Source organism: Pseudomonas salomonii, assembly GCF_900107155.1.
GTDB lineage: Bacteria > Pseudomonadota > Gammaproteobacteria > Pseudomonadales > Pseudomonadaceae > Aquipseudomonas > Aquipseudomonas salomonii.
The window spans coordinates 413,308-429,777 of record NZ_FNOX01000002.1; the positions used below are offsets into that span (position 1 = coordinate 413,308).

At 58.9% G+C, this 16,470-nt stretch carries 15 protein-coding genes and 2 pseudogenes; 14 read left to right on the plus strand and 3 right to left on the minus strand.

The window, feature by feature from the left end; all coding sequences use genetic code 11:
• The first annotated feature begins 26 nt into the window (after positions 1-26).
• The gene (locus tag BLV67_RS05875) at positions 27-1,244 is read left to right on the plus strand and encodes a serine hydrolase domain-containing protein (protein WP_083269410.1); all 1,218 of its coding nucleotides are present in this window, start codon (positions 27-29) and stop codon (positions 1,242-1,244) included.
• Positions 1,245-1,421: 177 nt separating this feature from the next.
• Positions 1,422-2,717 (plus strand): M20 family metallopeptidase, encoded by a 1,296-nt coding sequence (locus BLV67_RS05880; RefSeq protein WP_069787897.1) that lies wholly within the window; start codon positions 1,422-1,424, stop codon positions 2,715-2,717.
• 66 nt (positions 2,718-2,783) lie between these two features.
• Here the strand turns inward: BLV67_RS05880 and BLV67_RS05885 are convergent, their stop codons facing one another.
• On the minus strand, positions 2,784-3,701 hold the full coding sequence (locus tag BLV67_RS05885; RefSeq protein WP_069787717.1) for a LysR substrate-binding domain-containing protein: 918 nt from the start codon (positions 3,699-3,701) through the stop codon (positions 2,784-2,786).
• A 194-nt stretch (positions 3,702-3,895) separates the two neighbouring features.
• On the opposite strand from BLV67_RS05885, the gene BLV67_RS05890 reads away from it, so the two are divergent.
• The 5 genes from BLV67_RS05890 to BLV67_RS05910 all read left to right on the plus strand — a co-directional run bounded on the left by BLV67_RS05890 (position 3,896) and on the right by BLV67_RS05910 (position 8,936).
• Positions 3,896-4,645: an SDR family NAD(P)-dependent oxidoreductase gene (locus BLV67_RS05890; protein ID WP_069787718.1), complete on the plus strand. Its 750-nt coding sequence runs from the start codon at positions 3,896-3,898 to the stop codon at positions 4,643-4,645.
• Between the two features lie 99 nt (positions 4,646-4,744).
• On the plus strand, positions 4,745-6,043 hold the full coding sequence (locus tag BLV67_RS05895) for an MFS transporter (protein WP_069787719.1): 1,299 nt from the start codon (positions 4,745-4,747) through the stop codon (positions 6,041-6,043).
• Between the two features lie 17 nt (positions 6,044-6,060).
• Positions 6,061-6,909 (plus strand): transketolase, encoded by an 849-nt coding sequence (locus BLV67_RS05900; protein WP_069787720.1) that lies wholly within the window; start codon positions 6,061-6,063, stop codon positions 6,907-6,909.
• The gene (locus BLV67_RS05905; protein WP_069787721.1) at positions 6,906-7,928 is read left to right on the plus strand and encodes a transketolase family protein; all 1,023 of its coding nucleotides are present in this window, start codon (positions 6,906-6,908) and stop codon (positions 7,926-7,928) included. The genes BLV67_RS05900 and BLV67_RS05905 overlap by 4 nt, the downstream gene beginning before the upstream one ends.
• Positions 7,929-7,994: 66 nt before the next feature.
• Positions 7,995-8,936 (plus strand): alpha/beta hydrolase, encoded by a 942-nt coding sequence (locus BLV67_RS05910; protein ID WP_069787722.1) that lies wholly within the window; start codon positions 7,995-7,997, stop codon positions 8,934-8,936.
• 83 nt (positions 8,937-9,019) lie between these two features.
• Here the strand turns inward: BLV67_RS05910 and BLV67_RS05915 are convergent.
• A pseudogene (locus tag BLV67_RS05915) lies at positions 9,020-9,900 on the minus strand (alpha/beta fold hydrolase).
• 461 nt (positions 9,901-10,361) lie between these two features.
• Here BLV67_RS05915 and BLV67_RS33610 point away from each other — a divergent pair.
• The 4 genes and pseudogenes from BLV67_RS33610 to BLV67_RS05935 all read left to right on the plus strand — a co-directional run.
• On the plus strand, positions 10,362-10,604 hold the full coding sequence (locus BLV67_RS33610; RefSeq protein WP_369522486.1) for an AraC family transcriptional regulator ligand-binding domain-containing protein: 243 nt from the start codon (positions 10,362-10,364) through the stop codon (positions 10,602-10,604).
• Positions 10,537-10,860, plus strand: a complete 324-nt coding sequence (locus tag BLV67_RS32290; protein ID WP_244160696.1) for a TauD/TfdA dioxygenase family protein — start codon at positions 10,537-10,539, stop codon at positions 10,858-10,860. The genes BLV67_RS33610 and BLV67_RS32290 overlap by 68 nt, the downstream gene beginning before the upstream one ends.
• A 628-nt stretch (positions 10,861-11,488) precedes the next feature.
• Positions 11,489-12,040 carry an amidase family protein gene (locus BLV67_RS05930; RefSeq protein ID WP_069787724.1) on the plus strand — a complete coding sequence of 184 codons (552 nt, stop codon included), beginning with the start codon at positions 11,489-11,491 and terminating at the stop codon, positions 12,038-12,040.
• A 23-nt stretch (positions 12,041-12,063) separates the two neighbouring features.
• Positions 12,064-12,579, plus strand: a pseudogene (locus tag BLV67_RS05935) (amidase family protein); the annotation flags it as partial.
• 42 nt (positions 12,580-12,621) lie between these two features.
• Here BLV67_RS05935 and BLV67_RS05940 read toward each other — a convergent pair.
• A complete protein-coding gene (locus BLV67_RS05940) occupies positions 12,622-13,491 on the minus strand; it encodes a helix-turn-helix transcriptional regulator (RefSeq protein WP_069787898.1) in 870 nt (289 codons plus the stop codon).
• A 153-nt stretch (positions 13,492-13,644) separates the two neighbouring features.
• Between BLV67_RS05940 and hemA the strand changes: the two genes are divergently transcribed.
• The 3 genes from hemA to BLV67_RS05955 are packed head-to-tail and all read left to right on the plus strand — an operon-like array spanning position 13,645 to position 16,459.
• Entirely contained in the window at positions 13,645-14,886 is a 1,242-nt protein-coding gene (gene hemA, locus BLV67_RS05945; RefSeq protein WP_069787725.1) for a 5-aminolevulinate synthase, read from the plus strand.
• 2 nt (positions 14,887-14,888) lie between these two features.
• Positions 14,889-15,389 (plus strand): GNAT family N-acetyltransferase, encoded by a 501-nt coding sequence (locus BLV67_RS05950; RefSeq protein ID WP_069787726.1) that lies wholly within the window; start codon positions 14,889-14,891, stop codon positions 15,387-15,389.
• The gene (locus tag BLV67_RS05955) at positions 15,386-16,459 is read left to right on the plus strand and encodes a Gfo/Idh/MocA family oxidoreductase (protein ID WP_069787727.1); all 1,074 of its coding nucleotides are present in this window, start codon (positions 15,386-15,388) and stop codon (positions 16,457-16,459) included. Before BLV67_RS05950 ends, BLV67_RS05955 begins: the two co-directional genes overlap by 4 nt.
• The last annotated feature ends 11 nt before the right edge of the window (positions 16,460-16,470 follow it).

Sequence of the window (16,470 nt, forward strand, 5' to 3'; positions counted from 1 at the left end):
CGCTCATATTGTAACTGAGGCCAACAATGGCTGCTCTGCTGCAATCTGGTCAAGCCAACTCAGGAGCATGGATAAAAATGACATCGGCAACCTCACTCGGTATCGACGCCAACCGTCTCGCACGGCTATCAGCCGCCATCAACGCGGACATCGAGGCAAATAAGTTCGACGGCGCAGTAGTGCTCGTCGCCCGCCGTGGCACCGTCGTCCTGCATGAAGCACTCGGCTATGCGGACCGCGCCGCGGGCAAACCAACCCAACTCAATTCCGTCTTTATCACCATGTCCATTTTCAAGCAGATGGTGAACGCTGCTGTGCTGCAGCGGATCGACCGCGGTGAAATCGGCTTCACGACACAGGTGCGAGAGTTGATTCCCGAATATGCGGCCAATGGAAAAGGCGCCACGACCATCGCTGATCTGATGCTGCACAAAGCTGGCTTACCTTTGGGAGCGCCAGGCATACCGCCCGAGAACATCGGCGATATTCAAGCGGTGAGCCGTGCGGTAAGCGCCATGGTGCCCCAATCAGTTCCAGGGACGAGTATCAGTTACGCAGCAGTACTCGGGCACGCCGTACTCGCTGAAACAGTACGCCGACTCGATGGTGGGCATCGCTCATTCGGTCAGATTCTCAAGGAAGACCTCATCGAGCCTCTTGGAATGACAGACACGTCACTTGGCTTCGGGCTGCGCAAAGACCAAATCGAACGTGCGGTACCGGTGGTGGTAAAAAATCACGGACCAGCGCTATTGGATCCCGTCATGCTTGAGGGCGCCGGGAAGCATGCGCTGATATCAGGATTTGAGGTTCCTGCGGGTAGCGCCTTCACCACCGCGTATGACTGGTTCCGCTTTGCCGAAGCCTGTCGTCGAGGAGGTGAAATCGACGGGGCACGTATCCTTAGCCCGGCAATTTTGCGCTTCGCTCGCACAATCGCGACGGGCGATATGATCAACAGCCTATGGGACTATGCTCAGAATATGAGGGGGTGGCCAGCGATTCCGGCAAACCTCGGACCCGGTTTCTACGTCAGGGGAAGTGGAATCACCTCACACGCTTTCGGCCAGCTCTCCTCCCCTGAAACCTTCGGAGGCATCGGAACCGGGTCTAACTGTTTCTGGGTGGATCCCGAGCGAGAACTCACTTATGTGTTTCTTTCAGCGGGGCTGATGGAGGATTCCTATAGCTGGGAAAGGCATCAGCGTTATGCAGACCTCGTACATGCTTCGGTAATGGAATGAATGGCAATCTAATCGGCGCGGATCGATCAGTATTGAACGAGGGATAAAAAGGTCCGCTGCGGTAGCCAGCAGCACCGCCCCCAATCCTGACCCGTGTCTGTCGACGGTCGGTTGTAGAACTCAACACCTCTAGACACGCGGGTTGTAACCATCGAATGGTCAATGACGATGCCCAACCTGAAAAAATGCTTTCCCCTGCTCATCGGGCTCTTGCTCTGGAAAGAAGCCCTGGCGAAACCGACGCTCGATGAGCAGAGCATCATCTCGTACGTGGACAGTCACAGCGCCGCACAGATCGCGTTGCTTGAAAAACTCGTCAACATCAACAGCGGAACGGACAACGTCGAGGGTGTGGTCAAGGTCGGCAATCTGATCAAGCCAGAACTTGAGGCGCTGGGCTTTGATACCCGTTGGCATGACCTGCCTGCAGAAATGAAACATGCCGGAAGTCTCGTGGCCGTGCACAGCGGCGCACAATCTGCCAAGCGGCTCTTATTGATAGGCCATCTGGACACTGTTTTCCCCAAAACCAGTGCGTTCCAGACATTCGCCTATGTCAATGACGGAAAAGGAGCCACAGGCCCAGGCGTCATCGACGATAAGGGCGGTATTGTCACCCTGCTATACGCCCTGCAAGCCTTGAAGCAAAACGGATCGCTGGACACTATGAACATCACAGTGGTCCTGATCGGTGACGAAGAGCTCGCGGCAAAGCCGACCCGCATCTCCAGAGAGGTACTGGTTAGCGAAGCCAAAAAAAGCGACATCGCGTTGGGTTTCGAATTTGCGTTATCGCCCAATCAGTTGATCACCGAGCGTCGGGGATTAAGTGAGTGGTTTCTGACCAGTACTGGCAGGGATAAACATTCGGCGACCGTCTTTGAGCCAGAAACAGGTTTTGGTGCGATTTATGAATCGGCCCGCGTTCTGGATGAGATTCGATCCAAACTTTCCAACGAGCCAGGATTGACCTTGAACCCTGGGCTTATCTTGGGCGGTTCCACTGCAGTAGAGGATGTAGCCGGAGGACAAGGCATTGCTTCAGGCCGGAAGACAACCGTCGCCAAGGTTGCGTCCGTGCATGGCGATCTCAGGTTCAGTAGCGAGGATCAAAAGAATGCCGCGCAAACGCGGCTGAAAGAGATAGCCAGCCATCCGCTGCCGCAGACCAGCAGCGAGTTGAAAGTCAACGACATCATGCCTGTCATGGCCGATCGCGAAAGCAATCGGCAGCTTCTGCGAGCCTATAGCCAAGTCAGCGTGGACCTGGAGGGCCCCGCGTTAGTCTCCGCGCCGTCAGCGGAGCGAGGCGGCGCTGATATTTCCTATGTGAACCAATATGTGACGTCGAGCCTGGACGGCCTGGGTGCATGGGGAAAAGCGGCTCACAGTGAAAATGAAAGCATAGACCTGGCCTCTCTGCCCGTCGTCACGAAGCGGGCGGCTATTTTCATGAGTCGCTATGGTAAGTAGCTGTTTGTTTTGGACGCCAGGGACGGCCGAGACCCCCACCAACTGCAGCCGTTAGACAGAGTCCACTCAATAGGCAAAACCTTGCCCAAGCTCGCTCTCCATCCACTCCAGGAAACGCCGCACGCGCGGGAAGCTGGAGTGAGCCTTTGGAAACACCAGGTGATGGGCAGCCACCGGCGCGCTGAGCGCCTCTGGCGCCACTTCGACCAGGCTGCCGGACGCCAGATACTTCTTGGCGAGCAAGGTGCTTTCCAGAGCAAATCCCAGCCCATGACTGGCGGCTTCAAGCGACATGTACGAGCGATCGAAACTCAACGCGTAGGGCTTTTCCGGGCGCGCCAGGCCGTGCTGGGCAAACCATTGCGGCCATTTGAGCAACGTGGCTTCGGAAAGCACTAGATCGCAGCCCAACAGATCGGACGCGCGGCGGATTGGGCATTGCGCGAGCAGTGTCGGTGAAGCGAGCACAGCAAAGGTTTCGTTTTGAACCGTGCGGACTTCGTAACTTGGCCAGTTCGCGGTACCGTGACGGATATCCACGTCAATCTTGTCCCGACTGAAATGCAGCGACTCGTAGGAACATGACAGATTGATCTGGATATCTGGATGAGAAGCACGAAACGCTTCCAGCCTGGGCATCAGCCACAACAGTCCGAAGCTGGGCGCCGAGTGAAGGCGCAGACAGTCCAGGCTGACGTCACTGCCCGCACGTTCGGTGGCAACGGCCAAGCTATGAAGCAGCCCCGAAACTTCCTTGAGGTATTGCTCCCCTACAGGCGTAAGCGTTACGCCCCGGGCTGCACGAACAAACAGTTGCCGGCCAATCATGGCTTCAAGTTTCGCCAGCTGATGACTCACCGCGGAAGGCGTCAGGTCCAGCACTTCGGCGGCACGCGCGACGTTGCTGAACCGCGCCGTTTGTTCAAACGCCTGAATCGCTTTCAGCGGTGGGAGAATCAAGGGTGCATCGACATAGGTACGCATGGCACGTCGCTCCGCAATAAGTCCACAGATTGTTGAGCTTTTTTGCTCAAGCTGCCAGCCGCGAATGACCGAGTGCTGAATTTTTTTCAGCACTGAATGATTTTTAGGCCATTGCTCAGCCAGGATGCGAAGAAGAAGCTGAGTCATCGGTTTGTTCCGAATCGACCCATAAAAACAATTTGAGGTAATCCTCCATGCTCCTCCAAGGCAAAGTCGCGATCATTACCGGCGCCGCATCCGCCCGTGGCATTGGCCGCGCCACCGCTGCCACGTTCGCGCAGCACGGTGCTCGTGTGGTGATTCTTGATCTGGATGAATCCGCCGCACGGGACGCCGCCAACGCCCTCGGCGAAGGTCACCTGGGTCTTGCGGCCAACGTCGCGGATGAAACCCAGGTCCAGCGGGCCGTCGCCCAAGTCATCGAGCATTTCGGCCGCATCGACATTCTTGTCAACAACGCCGGCATCACCCAACCCCTCAAGACCCTCGATATCCGCCCGTCCGACTATGACAAAGTCTTGGACGTCAGCCTACGCGGCACCCTGCTCATGTCGCAGGCGGTGATCCCGCTGATGCGTGAGCAACAGGGCGGCAGCATTGTCTGCATGTCATCGGTGTCCGCCCAACGTGGTGGCGGCATCTTCGGTGGGCCGCATTACAGCGCCGCCAAGGCCGGCGTACTGGGCCTGGCCAAGGCGATGGCTCGGGAATTGGGTCCGGACAAGGTGCGGGTCAACTCCATTGCCCCAGGCTTGATCCACACCGACATCACTGGCGGCCTCATGCAGGACGAGCGCCGACACGCGATCATCGACGGCATTCCGTTGGGCCGCCTCGGTGAGGCCCAAGACGTCGCCAACGCCGCCCTCTTCCTGGCCAGCGACTTATCCTCTTACCTGACGGGCACCACTTTGGATGTGAACGGCGGAATGCTGATTCACTGATGCACCTGGGCGGGCCGGCGCGGCCCGTGCGGTTCTGGATCGACGACGCCAGCCGGGCCTTCGGGCTGGCGGTCAATAAAAACAAGAGATCAGACCATCATGACAACTTTGTCCCTCGAAGCGGTTTCGACCGTGCGCTCCAATGCCTACCGGAAAACGGCCTGGCGACTGATGCCCTTCCTGATGCTGTGCTATTTGTGCGCGTACCTGGACCGGGTCAACGTCGGCTTTGCCAAGCTGCAAATGATGAACGACCTGGCGCTCAGCGAAACCGTCTACGGACTCGGTGCCGGCATGTTCTTCATCGGTTACTTCCTCTGCGAAGTGCCCAGCAACATCATCCTGCACAAGGTCGGCGCCCGCGTGTGGATCGCGCGGATCATGATCACTTGGGGCATCATCTCCGCGCTGTTCGCCTTCGTCGAAACCGCGTGGCAGTTCTATGCCCTGCGCTTTCTGCTCGGCGTCGCCGAAGCGGGCCTGGCCCCGGGATTGCTGCTATATCTCACCTACTGGTTCCCCTCTTATCGGCGCGCCCGCATGACGGTGCTCTGGTTCATTGCCATCCCGCTGTCGGGCATGGTGGGCGGTCCCCTCTCCGGCTGGATCATGAACCACTTCGCCGGCGTGCATGGCTGGGCCGGCTGGCAGTGGATGTTCATGCTCGAAGCCATTCCCACCGTCGTGGTCGGGTTGCTGGTGTTGAGTTATCTCAAGGATGGCGTCCACCAGGCCACGTGGCTGAACGAAGATGAGAAAGCGTTGATCAGCCGAGAACTGGCCGAAGACAACCAACAGAAAGTCACTCATGCCTCGGTGGGCGAGTTCATCCGCGACCGCCGTCTGTGGCTGCTGGCGGGGATTTATTTCTGCGTGGTCATGGGCCAGTACGCCATCACCTTCTGGCTGCCGACGCTGGTGCGCAACGCCGGGGTCTCCGATCCCCTGCACATCGGTTTCCTGACCAGCCTGCCCTACCTCTGCGCAATCGCCGCCATGCTGCTGATCGGTCGCAGCGGCGACAAGCACCGCGAGCGGCGCTGGCACCTGATCGGGCCGATGATCGCCGGAGCCATCGGGCTGACCCTCGCCGCGCTGTTGGGCGGCAACATCGTGCTGTCGATCCTGAGCCTTTGCCTGGCGGCGTCCGGCATCCTGTCCGCCTCCTCGATGTTCTGGATGTTGCCCACCACCTTGCTCGGTGGCGTGTCGGCCGCCGCCGGCATCGCGGCGGTCAACAGCTTCGCCAACCTGGCCGGCTTCTGCTCGCCCTACCTGATTGGCTGGATCACCACGCAGACCGGCTCCAGCGCCATCGGCATGTACCTGATCACCGGCGTATTGCTGGGCGGTGCCTTGTTGGTGCTGCGCATTCCCGCCGCCCTGGTCAATCGTTGAGTAACCGGAGTTCTACCATGACAACCCCTGCCCCCTACGTTTCATCCACATCGCTGACCAAGCGCGCCCATAACATCCGTCGTCACGCATTGCGCATGGGACAAGTCCAGGGCCAAGGCTACGTCGGCCAGGCCCTCGGCGCTGCCGACCTGCTCGCCGTCTCGTACTTCCACGCGATGAACTATCGGCCCGAAGAACCTGAGTGGGAACAGCGCGATCGTTTCTACCTCTCCATCGGCCACTACGCGATTGCGTTGTATGCGGCCCTGATCGAGGCCGAAATCATCCCGCTCGATGAGTTGGAAACCTACGGCGCGGACGACAGCCGGCTGCCAATGTCCGGCATGGCTGCCTACACCCCGGGCATGGAAATCACCGGGGGTTCCCTCGGCCAAGGCTTGGGTATCGCCGTCGGCGCCTGCCTGGGCCTGAAACGCAAAGGCTCGCCCGCCTTCGTCTACAACCTGCTGTCCGACGGTGAACTGAACGAAGGTTCGACCTGGGAAGCGGTTATGTCGGCGTCGCACTGGAAGCTCGACAACCTGATCGCCATCGTCGACGTCAACAACCAGCAGGCCGATGGTTACTCCAGCGAAATCCTCTCGTTCGAGCCGATCGTTGACCGCTGGCAAGCGTTTGGCTGGTTTACCCAGCGCGTCGACGGCAACGATCTGGATGCCCTGGTCGCGGCATTCGATGCCGCGCGCAACCACCCCGCCGGCCAGCCTAGGGTGATCATCTGCGATACCCGCATGGGCAAGGGGGTGCCGTTTTTGGAAAACCGGGAAAAAACCCATTTCATCCGCGTCGAAGAACACGAGTGGGACCTGGCGCTGAACAACCTTGAAGAAGGAAAACACCCATGAGCAACGCCGCCAACACACCGACTTCGACGGGCGAACCCGTGAAAAAACGCCTGACCACCTCGGCGATGATCGCCTCGATTGCCGCTGAAGGCCAGGCTACGAAATCCGCGCCATTTGGCCATGCGCTGGCCGCATTGGCGGATCAGCGCCCGGACATCGTCGGGCTGTCCGCCGACTTGTCCAAGTACACCGACTTGCACATCTTCGCCAAGGCCCATCCGGAACGTTTCTACCAGATGGGCATGGCCGAGCAATTGCTGATGAGCGCTGCCGCCGGCATGGCCCGGGAAGGCTTCGTGCCATTCGCCACGACCTACGCGGTGTTCGCCTCCCGACGTGCCTACGACTTCATTTGCATGGCGATTGCCGAGGAAAACCTCAACGTCAAGATCGTCTGCGGTTTGCCGGGCCTCACCACCGGCTACGGCCCAAGCCACCAGGCCACGGACGACCTGGCGATCTTCCGCGCCATGCCCAACCTGATGATCGTCGACCCCTGCGACGCTCTGGAAATCGAACAAGCCGTGCCCGCCATCGCCGCCCATCAAGGCCCGGTCTACATGCGTTTGTTGCGCGGCAACGTACCCTTGGTGTTGGACGAGTACGGCTACACGTTCGAGATCGGCAAGGCTAAGACACTGCGCACCGGCAATGATGTGCTGATCGTTGCCACCGGATTGATGACGATGCGTGCACTGGAAGCCGCCAAGCAACTGCAGGCAGACGGCGTGGATGTCGCGGTGCTGCATATGCCGACCATCAAGCCGCTGGACGAACACACCCTGCTCGCCGAAGCCAGAAAGCCCGGACGGCTGGTGGTGACCGCTGAAAACAGCTCCATCATCGGTGGGTTGGGCGAAGCGGTTGCCGGGGTTCTGCTGCGCAACGGGGTGACGCCGGCGTTCAGGCAGATCGCCTTGCCGGATGCCTTCCTTGACGCCGGCGCCCTGCCGACACTCCATGACCGCTACGGCATTTCGACCCAGGCTGTTTGCGCACAAATCAAAGCCTGGCTGTAACGGGAAAACGTCGGGCACCTCACCAGAGGTGTCCGGCAACGCTATGCAAAGGGGAGCGAAACCTTGATGCCAGATGAATTGCTCGATCCTGCATTCCAGAGTCTTGTGGCCCCCGTTGCGCAAGAATGGTCGCTGAGCACGTTGCCAGCCATCCGCGCGCAGGTAGATTCAGCATCCAAAGTTGGGCACAGCGCGCGGTGCGAGGTGTGTTGGATCACAGGCAGTGGTGGCGAACGCTTACGCCTGTGCATCCACCGGCCCGGCGTCGTCGCGCAAAGCGTGATCCGCACGGCGATCCTGTATATGCACGGCGGAGGCTTCGTCCTCGGACAATCCGAGATGGCAAATGACTACCTCGCCTATCTAGCCGATGAGCTGAGCGCAATCATCGTTGCGGTGGATTATCGACTGGCGCCCGAACATCCTTTTCCCGCGTCCCTGGAGGACTGTTACAGCGCCCTCGCCTGGCTGTTTGGAAACGGTCCCCACCTGGGCCTGGATCCCCAGCGGATAGTCGCCATGGGCCATAGCGCCGGTGGCGGGCTTGCCGCCGCCTTGGCCATTTTGGCGCGCAACAGGGCCGAGTTCCCGCTCGCTGGCCAGGTGCTTATCTACCCCATGCTCGATTATCGCACAGGCTCGGCGCACTCCCCTTTCCCGAGCCGCGACACAGGCACGTTCAGTTGGCTGCCGACGCCCAATCAGTTCTGCTGGGATTGCCTGCGCGGTGGCTATACCCTGGATGATGACCGTATCGGTTTGTTTTCCCCCTCACTACAGCCGGACCTCAGCGGCCTGCCGCCCAGTTTCGTTTCAGTCGGGTCACAGGATCTCTTTCTCGAAGAAGACGTCGATTACGCTATGAGGTTGTCTGGCGCAGGGGTTGCCATGGAGCTCCACGTCTATCCGGGCGCACCGCACATGTTCGACCAAGTGGCAGGGCGCATCACGGACCAATCGAGGTTAGACGTTGTGCGAGCGTTGAAAGAATTCCTCAGTAAGAAATGAAGGGCTGTGCTTGACGCAGGTGCATATGACTGAGGACTGTGCCCCTAGTGCCATGCGCAAGCTGTTGTGCGACTCTTATGGCCTCAACCAACGAGCTTCAAGATCCCGTCGGCAAAGTTTTCCGGAGCCTCTTGGGGCAGGTTGTGGCCAACGTTTTCCAATATCTCCCGGCGATACGGCCAGGTAAAATGATGTACGCATGGGTCGTCTTCGGCAGGTGGATCGACCGCATCCGCCCCACCCTCCAAAACCAATGAGGGCACGGCGATCTTTGGTTGCGCAGCAAGCCGAGATTCTATGCCCCGATAGGCTGGATCGCCTTCAACAATCCGAAACGATGGCGGTACGAGTGTGTGACCACGTCAACAAAGTCGTCATTGTCAAACGCTGTGGCGGTCGTTTCAAACTCATCCTGAGAGAACCCCCAAGTCGGCGACCACATGCGCCATAGCAAGTGGCAGAACGCCTTTCTGTTCGAGGTCAAACCAGCGCTACCACGGCTACCGTGAAGATAGTACTGATACCAGACGAGGTGCTCAGCTTCGGGGGAAACAGGCGCGTGCTCTTCAGCGATATTCTGAATACTGTAGCCACCATAGCTAATCAAACCGCTTACCCGTTCCGGCCATAGCGCGGCGACAACGCACGCCGCTCTTCCACCCCAGTCTTAACCCGCAAGCACAGCTTTCTCGAGCTTCAATGCATCGAGAAAAGCCAACACGTCGGCTCCCATTGCCGCCTGCTCTCCAGAGCGCATTGTCTGCTCATTTAGAAATTTGGTAGGGCCGTAACCACGAAGGTAAGGCGTGAAACATCGCTTTCCAGCTGCGGCCAGGATCTTGGCGATATCATTGTAGGCATGCACGTCATAGGGGAAGCCGTGGAGCAACACAATGGGAGGGCCGTCTGCCGGCCCGACCTCCAGGTAGGCGGCTTCCAAAACACCGGTTTTAATCGTTTTCATCATCTCCTCCTCACGTAGCGCCTGCGATTGAAGGGTTGGACAAAGGAAACAAGCTCATGCTCAATACATCGAAAACCTCACCTTGCAAAATGGTCGTAGTTGCTGTGAAACGGCAGCTGCCGCCTGCTCAAATCCGGCGATTAGTGATCAAGAAAGCCTGCGATTGATAATTGACCTGCCAATAAGATGCACGACGCGAACGGATGCTGTCGGCCGAGTCTTGGAATACTTCTGTCAGTCGTGCTACACAGTCTGTCGTAACACTCCGCTGACCTTGGACAACCGCTTTGCAGCGCAGTGGCAGCTAACGGACACTCACCATGACCCGACCTCTCACCGTCAGTGCCACGTGGCTTGTAGGCGTCATCGAGGGCCTGACTCGCCAAGGTATCGAGCCCTCTCGCCTGGCCTTAAATGATGGCGTCCACCTGGTCTACCACGTAACATCTAGCCCCGTTGCGATGCACTCGGCCCAAATCGATTCACTGTTCGCTGCATATATGCGCCTTCTCTATGGCTGCATGCGAGCTGACCGAAGACCAGCCAGAGTGGAACTGCCTGGCACTGATTTGCGTTTAGCCGACTGCTATCAAGCCTATCTTGAATGCCCAGTCACTCTTGGGGTCGAGCACGCTCGTGTCGTCTTGGACACCGAACTACTGGACTCAACTTGGCACGCTGCTGACACTCAGACGCGAGGCTGATGAAAAGCCCGTTAACTTGGGTGCCCAGTGGCACTCAGGCTGGAGCTTTCAGGAACAGCCGCCGACCGGAACCATCCTGCATGCCAGGGTAACCCCGCCCGTGGGTGGCGATACGCTATTCGCCGACGGCTATCGGGCCTACGATGACCTTTCTGAGACGATGAAAGGACTTCTGAATGATCTCGTCGCGATTCATTCTACTGTCAACACTGCTGCCGCAGAAAACGTGTCCAGCACACCCATCGCCGCCTGGTGACTCGGTGACTACTGGGTAACGGCGGTGAAGTTGCACAATCGTAGTTAGCAAAGCGAAAGATTTGGTTGAGCCAGGTGCGCATCTTTCGAGCAGAGACCAACGCGCCTCTAGCTCAATTCGTCTACGCAGTTCTCTTGGGTACATAATCCAACGGAGTAACTTCAATCAAAATCGGCGAGTCGCGCTTTAGGTTCACGCCTCTGCAGGCGACAGCGCTAGCCTCAGCACCCACTGAATTATCAAGAGATGGGATGGAATTCCTCGCCAAGGTGACTTTTTTCAACCTCCGGCTCCATCCTGACATTTCCGACCTGGATCATGTAGATCTCAAGCAGCCCGTCCTAGTTAACCTTCAGAGATGCCTAAAGCAGAACTCATCCGGGCCTGCTCCCCTGCAATCTAGGCTGTCCCGGATGAGGCCCTGGCCTTGGCTCCCACTTGAATCGTCGCATTCGGCTTTCTCGAGCAACGCACAGCGGGAGGCAGCAGCTTCAAGCTGGAGGGGCCAATTGGCGGCCTCAGCCTAGGACTCTGACGGTAAGAGTCAAGTTATCGTCCAAGGCGAGGACAGGATTGTCATAAATCAGTATCCAATTTGTGTTGGAACCGTGAGTCCAAGGAAGCCCGTATGTACTTCGAAACGATTCTTAATATTGCCAAGGCAATCAAATCCAAAGCGCTTACACCCGTGGAAATCACCGAGGCAATGCTGGCGCGCATCAACGAAATCGATAGCTACAGCAGCGCATACATCACCGTGACTACTGAGCACGCGCTTGCCCAAGCCAAGAAGAGCGAAGCTGAAATCGTCGCAGGTCAGTGGAGAGGCTTGCTGAATGGCGTGCCAATCGGACTGAAGGACATCATCAACACCGATTTTGCCAAGACCACAGCTGGCACCGAGATTCATCGCAACTACCATCCCACCTATAGCGCAACCGTTGTTGAGCGTCTGGAGACTCAAGGCGCGATCTCGCTGGGCAAACTGACCACCACTGAGCAAGCGTTCTCTGATCATCACCCTTCTGTGACAGTGCCTCGTAATCCTAGGGGCGAAGGCTCTCCTGCGGCTGCTCTTCCTCAGGTTTCGGTGTGGCGGCCGCAAATGGTCTGGCTTTCGGTACTCTGGGGTAGGACACAGGTGGTTCGATTCGTGCGACCAACAGTGTTACCGGCCTGACACCGACCTAGGGCCGCGTCGGCCCTCACGGTGTTTTCGCCTTGGCCGACTCTCCCGACCATATCGGCCCTATCACGCGTTCGGCAGCAGACGCTGCAATCATGTTGAACGCCATCGCCGGCCACGACTCAAAAGATCCAACCTCTTTGCGCGTCAGTGTGCCGGACTACGTAGCCGAGTCGATGAAAGGCATCCAGGGTGTACGCATCGGCTTGCCATACGGTTATGCGACCGGCGGTGTCGACCCGGAAGTTGTTTCAGCTTGGGAAAACGCGGCAGCCGCGATTCGCTCGCTGGGAGCGATTACCAACCCGATCACTCATCCAGAGTGGGAGAAGGCTGTGGCCACTTGGCCAGCGCTGTGCTCGGCTGAAACCGCATGGGCGCATCGAGATGCATCACCCATCGCAAAGGGACAAATACGGCCCAGTCCTGTCTGGCTTCATCGAGCAGGGCCAATCGCTTTCGGCGGTCGAACTGGCCGGTGCCAAAATAGAACGACTGTCGCCATAATCGGCATACCACCAACCGAGAACTGAGACATATCAGATTTCTCGGCCGTCGCTCAGGAAATTAGACCATCACTCACTCCGGCGTTTTTTTTGCATTGCAGATGACCTTAGCCACCCCGAAAAACCCTTGTTGTTATTTCCATCTTCCATTGCCGCGTAATAGACAAGTCGCAGGTGATGATCCTCATCAATTGTCAATTTTGAATGCTCAAATGCGACATGTCCCAGTTCCTCAATCCGTAAGCGTCGCCACCCAAGATCCGGACCGTGAATGTCTTGCTGCTGCCACCATTCCTTGAAGTCCGGAGAGACTTTTTCCAGATCCTTGATCAGTGCACAAATGTCTGGCTCCTGCGTCGCCTTGACAAAATCTCTCCTGAAATGGGAAAGCATCTGGAGTGCTTGATCTTCCCAAGGATCGAAGAGCTCATGGGTGAAGGGATCGGCAAACAGCATCCACAATAAATTGCGCCGCTCCGGGGCATGCGAGGAAAAGCGAAACACCTTGTCGGCAGCTTGATTCCAGGCCAACACGTCCCATCGTAGGTTGATCACATAGGCGGGGCGTAATACCAGGTCTCTCATGAGCCGATGGATCACCTGTGGCACGACACACCACGTCTTACCGGGCTCAGCCGGAGGGCGCTGCTGAGCAAGAAGGTAGAGATAGCGTCGCTCGGCCGCATCCAGCTTCAAGACCCGCGCAAGGTTGTCCAAAAAGGTCGATGACACACTGATGTCGCGCCCCTGCTCCAGCCACGTGTACCAGGTCAGCCCGACGCCGGCCAACGCTGCCACCTCTTCGCGGCGCAACCCTGTCGTGCGACGGCGAGCCCCAGACGGGAGTCCAACCTCTGAGGGCGTTAGCCGTTCGCGACGACTGCGTAAGAACTCGGCCAGTTCCTTTCTGACGCGATCCATATTCCGCGAGATGCTCATCCAATCACCCTTAGTAACAGCATAACCAGTTAAATTGTAATAGTTAAAAACGCCGCACACAATTACTTCGCTCGCCATCTCGGCCCTTTTTTGGCCGGCAGTAGATAGCAAACAAGCGCATACGAGGTGTGACAACAACAAGGAGAAATGAGCATGTACCAAAGTTTGCTGAGTGAAAAACTGAGTGAATTGAAAGCGTCCGGCCACTACCGGACTTTCGTGACCCTGAATCGGATCTGTGGGGAATATCCGCTGGCGCGGCTCGAAGGCGCAGGCGATCGTCCCGTCGTCATTTGGTGCAGCAATGACTATCTGGGCATGTCCCAGCATCCCGCCGTACGCCAGGCCATGCACGAGGCAATCGACGAGTACGGCGCCGGCTCAGGCGGTTCGCGCAATATCGGCGGGACCCACGGTCTCTATGACCAATTGGAAGACAGCCTGGCCGACTGGCATGGTAAGGAGGCAGCGCTGGTGTTCCCGACCGGCTTCAGCTCCAACGACGCGACGTTGCAATGCCTGTTGCGGCAAATTTCCGATTGCGTGGTGATCAGCGATGAGAAGAACCATGCGTCCATTATCAACGGTGTTCGCGCGACCAGCGCCGAGCGCCAAGTGTTCCGTCACAACGATGTAGCTCATTTGGAGGAACTGCTGGCACGCTATCCGCGCGAACGCCCGAAAATCGTAGTATTCGAGTCGGTGTACTCCATGGACGGCGATGTGGCGCCCATCGCGGACATCGTGGCGCTGGCTCGCCGCCACAACGCGCTGACCTACCTGGACGAGGTGCATGCTGTGGGCATGTACGGTCCGCGGGGCGCCGGGCTGGCGGCGCACGTGGGTGTCGCCGATCAGGTGGACGTGATCCAAGGCACGATGGCAAAGGCGATCGGTGTGATTGGCGGTTACATCGTCGGCGCTCAATGGTTGGTCGACGCCGTCCGCTCGTTCGCCACCGGCTTCATCTTCACTACGTCGCTGCCGCCGGCCGTGGCGGCCGGTTGTCTGGTCAGCGTCGAACACCTGAAGAGGCAGGCCGGCGAGCGTGACCGGCTGCATGTACAAACCCAGCGCTTGCGTCAGGCGCTGGCCTCGCGGCGCATTGCGGTGATGGCGTGCTCCACCACGCACGTGCTGCCAGTGCTGGTCGGCGACGCCGGCAAGTGCAAGGCTGCGGCGGAGCGGCTGCTGCGCATGCATGGCATCTACCTGCAACCTATCAATTCCCCCTCGGTGGCGATGGGGACCGAACGCTTCCGCGTCAATGCCACGCCGAACCACACCGATGCGCAAATCGACCAGCTCGCAGAGGCGCTGGAGGAGGTCTTTTTGCATTTCGACATTTCCCTGCTAGCGCATGGCGCCACCGGCGCCCTGCAGGAGGTGTCGTGAAAATGTCGAAGGAACTCTGGAAGATCCGCCCGGCCACGCCATCCGATATCGAGGTGCTGGTAGCATTGCGCGCGCATCTGCTGGATGGCACGTCGACGGCAAGCTATGCGAGCCGCACGCCCGAGGAGCGTTTGAGCTGGAAAGCTGCCTATAGGGGCTGGCTGGAGCCGGTGCTGGCATGCGGTGAGCGCGTAAGAATTGTCGTCGCCGAGCGGAATAACGAGGTCGTGGCCTGCGCGACCGGCCTCATTTATCCGCGTCCGCCCGCGCCGGACTGCCTGAGCGGCTGGTACGGCTGGGTGCAATCGATGGTGGTGTCGAAGCCATGCCGGCGTCAGGGCATCGCCGAGCAGTTGATGCATGATCTGTTGCAGTGGTTCGCCGACCGCGGCGTGACCAAGGTGCAGTTGGAGACAACCCCGGCTGCTGGGGCGCTGTACCGCAAGCTGGGCTTCGTGCGCAGTGCAGAAGATTTGCTGAGTTTGTCGGGAGACCGGCCATGAAGCTGTTGATCGTCGGACTGGGATATGCCGGAAAGCGCTATCAGCGAGCCTTCCGCCATCTTGCGGGAACATTGGATCTGCCGCTCGACATAGCTTACGTGGCACGCCAGCAACGCATAGGCGAAGCCCTGCCGTACTACCCGGATGTCCCTCGGGCTCTGGCCGAATTCCATCCCGACGTAGTGGTGGTCAGCGTCAACGATCATGCGCACGTGGGCATCCTGCACAACCTAGCCGGCTTCGCTGGCTTCGTGCTTTGCGAGAAGCCGCTGGCGGCGCCGGGGGATGACTGGCGCAGCGCTTGCGCCGGGCTGGCGAGCGCCCAGGGCTTCGCACTGGACTTGGTGGAACGCTACTCAGAGGCCAGTCTGCGACTGAAAGAGAGGGTGGACGGTCAAGCGTGGTCGCTAATCCGCGCCAGCTTCCATTGGGGTAAAGATCGGCTGAACGATTACCGTCCCACCTGCGGGGTGAGCAGTGAGGTCATCCATGCTCTGGACTTGGTGCAGTGGATCGGCGCGCCCGGCGCAACCTTTCACCTACGGCAGGCGATCGGCATCGGCTCGGACTTTTCCCTCTCCGGCCCCGATGTGCCAGATACAGTATTGCTCACAGCGGCCCTGGGCGGGGCGGTGATAACCGGCTATAGCAGCTTTGTCAACATCCAACGGCAACGCACCTTGGACTTCTCGTTCTCCGATCCGGCCGGCCGGATTTTCCATGCACGCATCGTCTACGACACCCCGGCCTGGGACCATGACGAATTGCGCATTTGGACCCGCGACGGCGACGGGCGGGAGGTGCTGGTGGACGCCTTCCGGACCGCCCCGAGCGAGGGCGGACTCGAAACGCTGCTCAAGCTGTCGCGCCTGTGCGAAGACGTTGCGCGCGTGACTGAGCTGGGCGGCGCACCTCGGCAACCGTTCGCCGACCTCGACGAGGCGATCCGCCTGCAGTCTTTGCTCGACGGCATCGGCCAGCAAATCGTCACGCGGCCGCTCGCCCGCTATGTACGTGGCGCGGAGCGATTGCTCATTCCCAAGAGCGCAGATCTCGAGAGTTTGGGCTAAAGCTAACAACC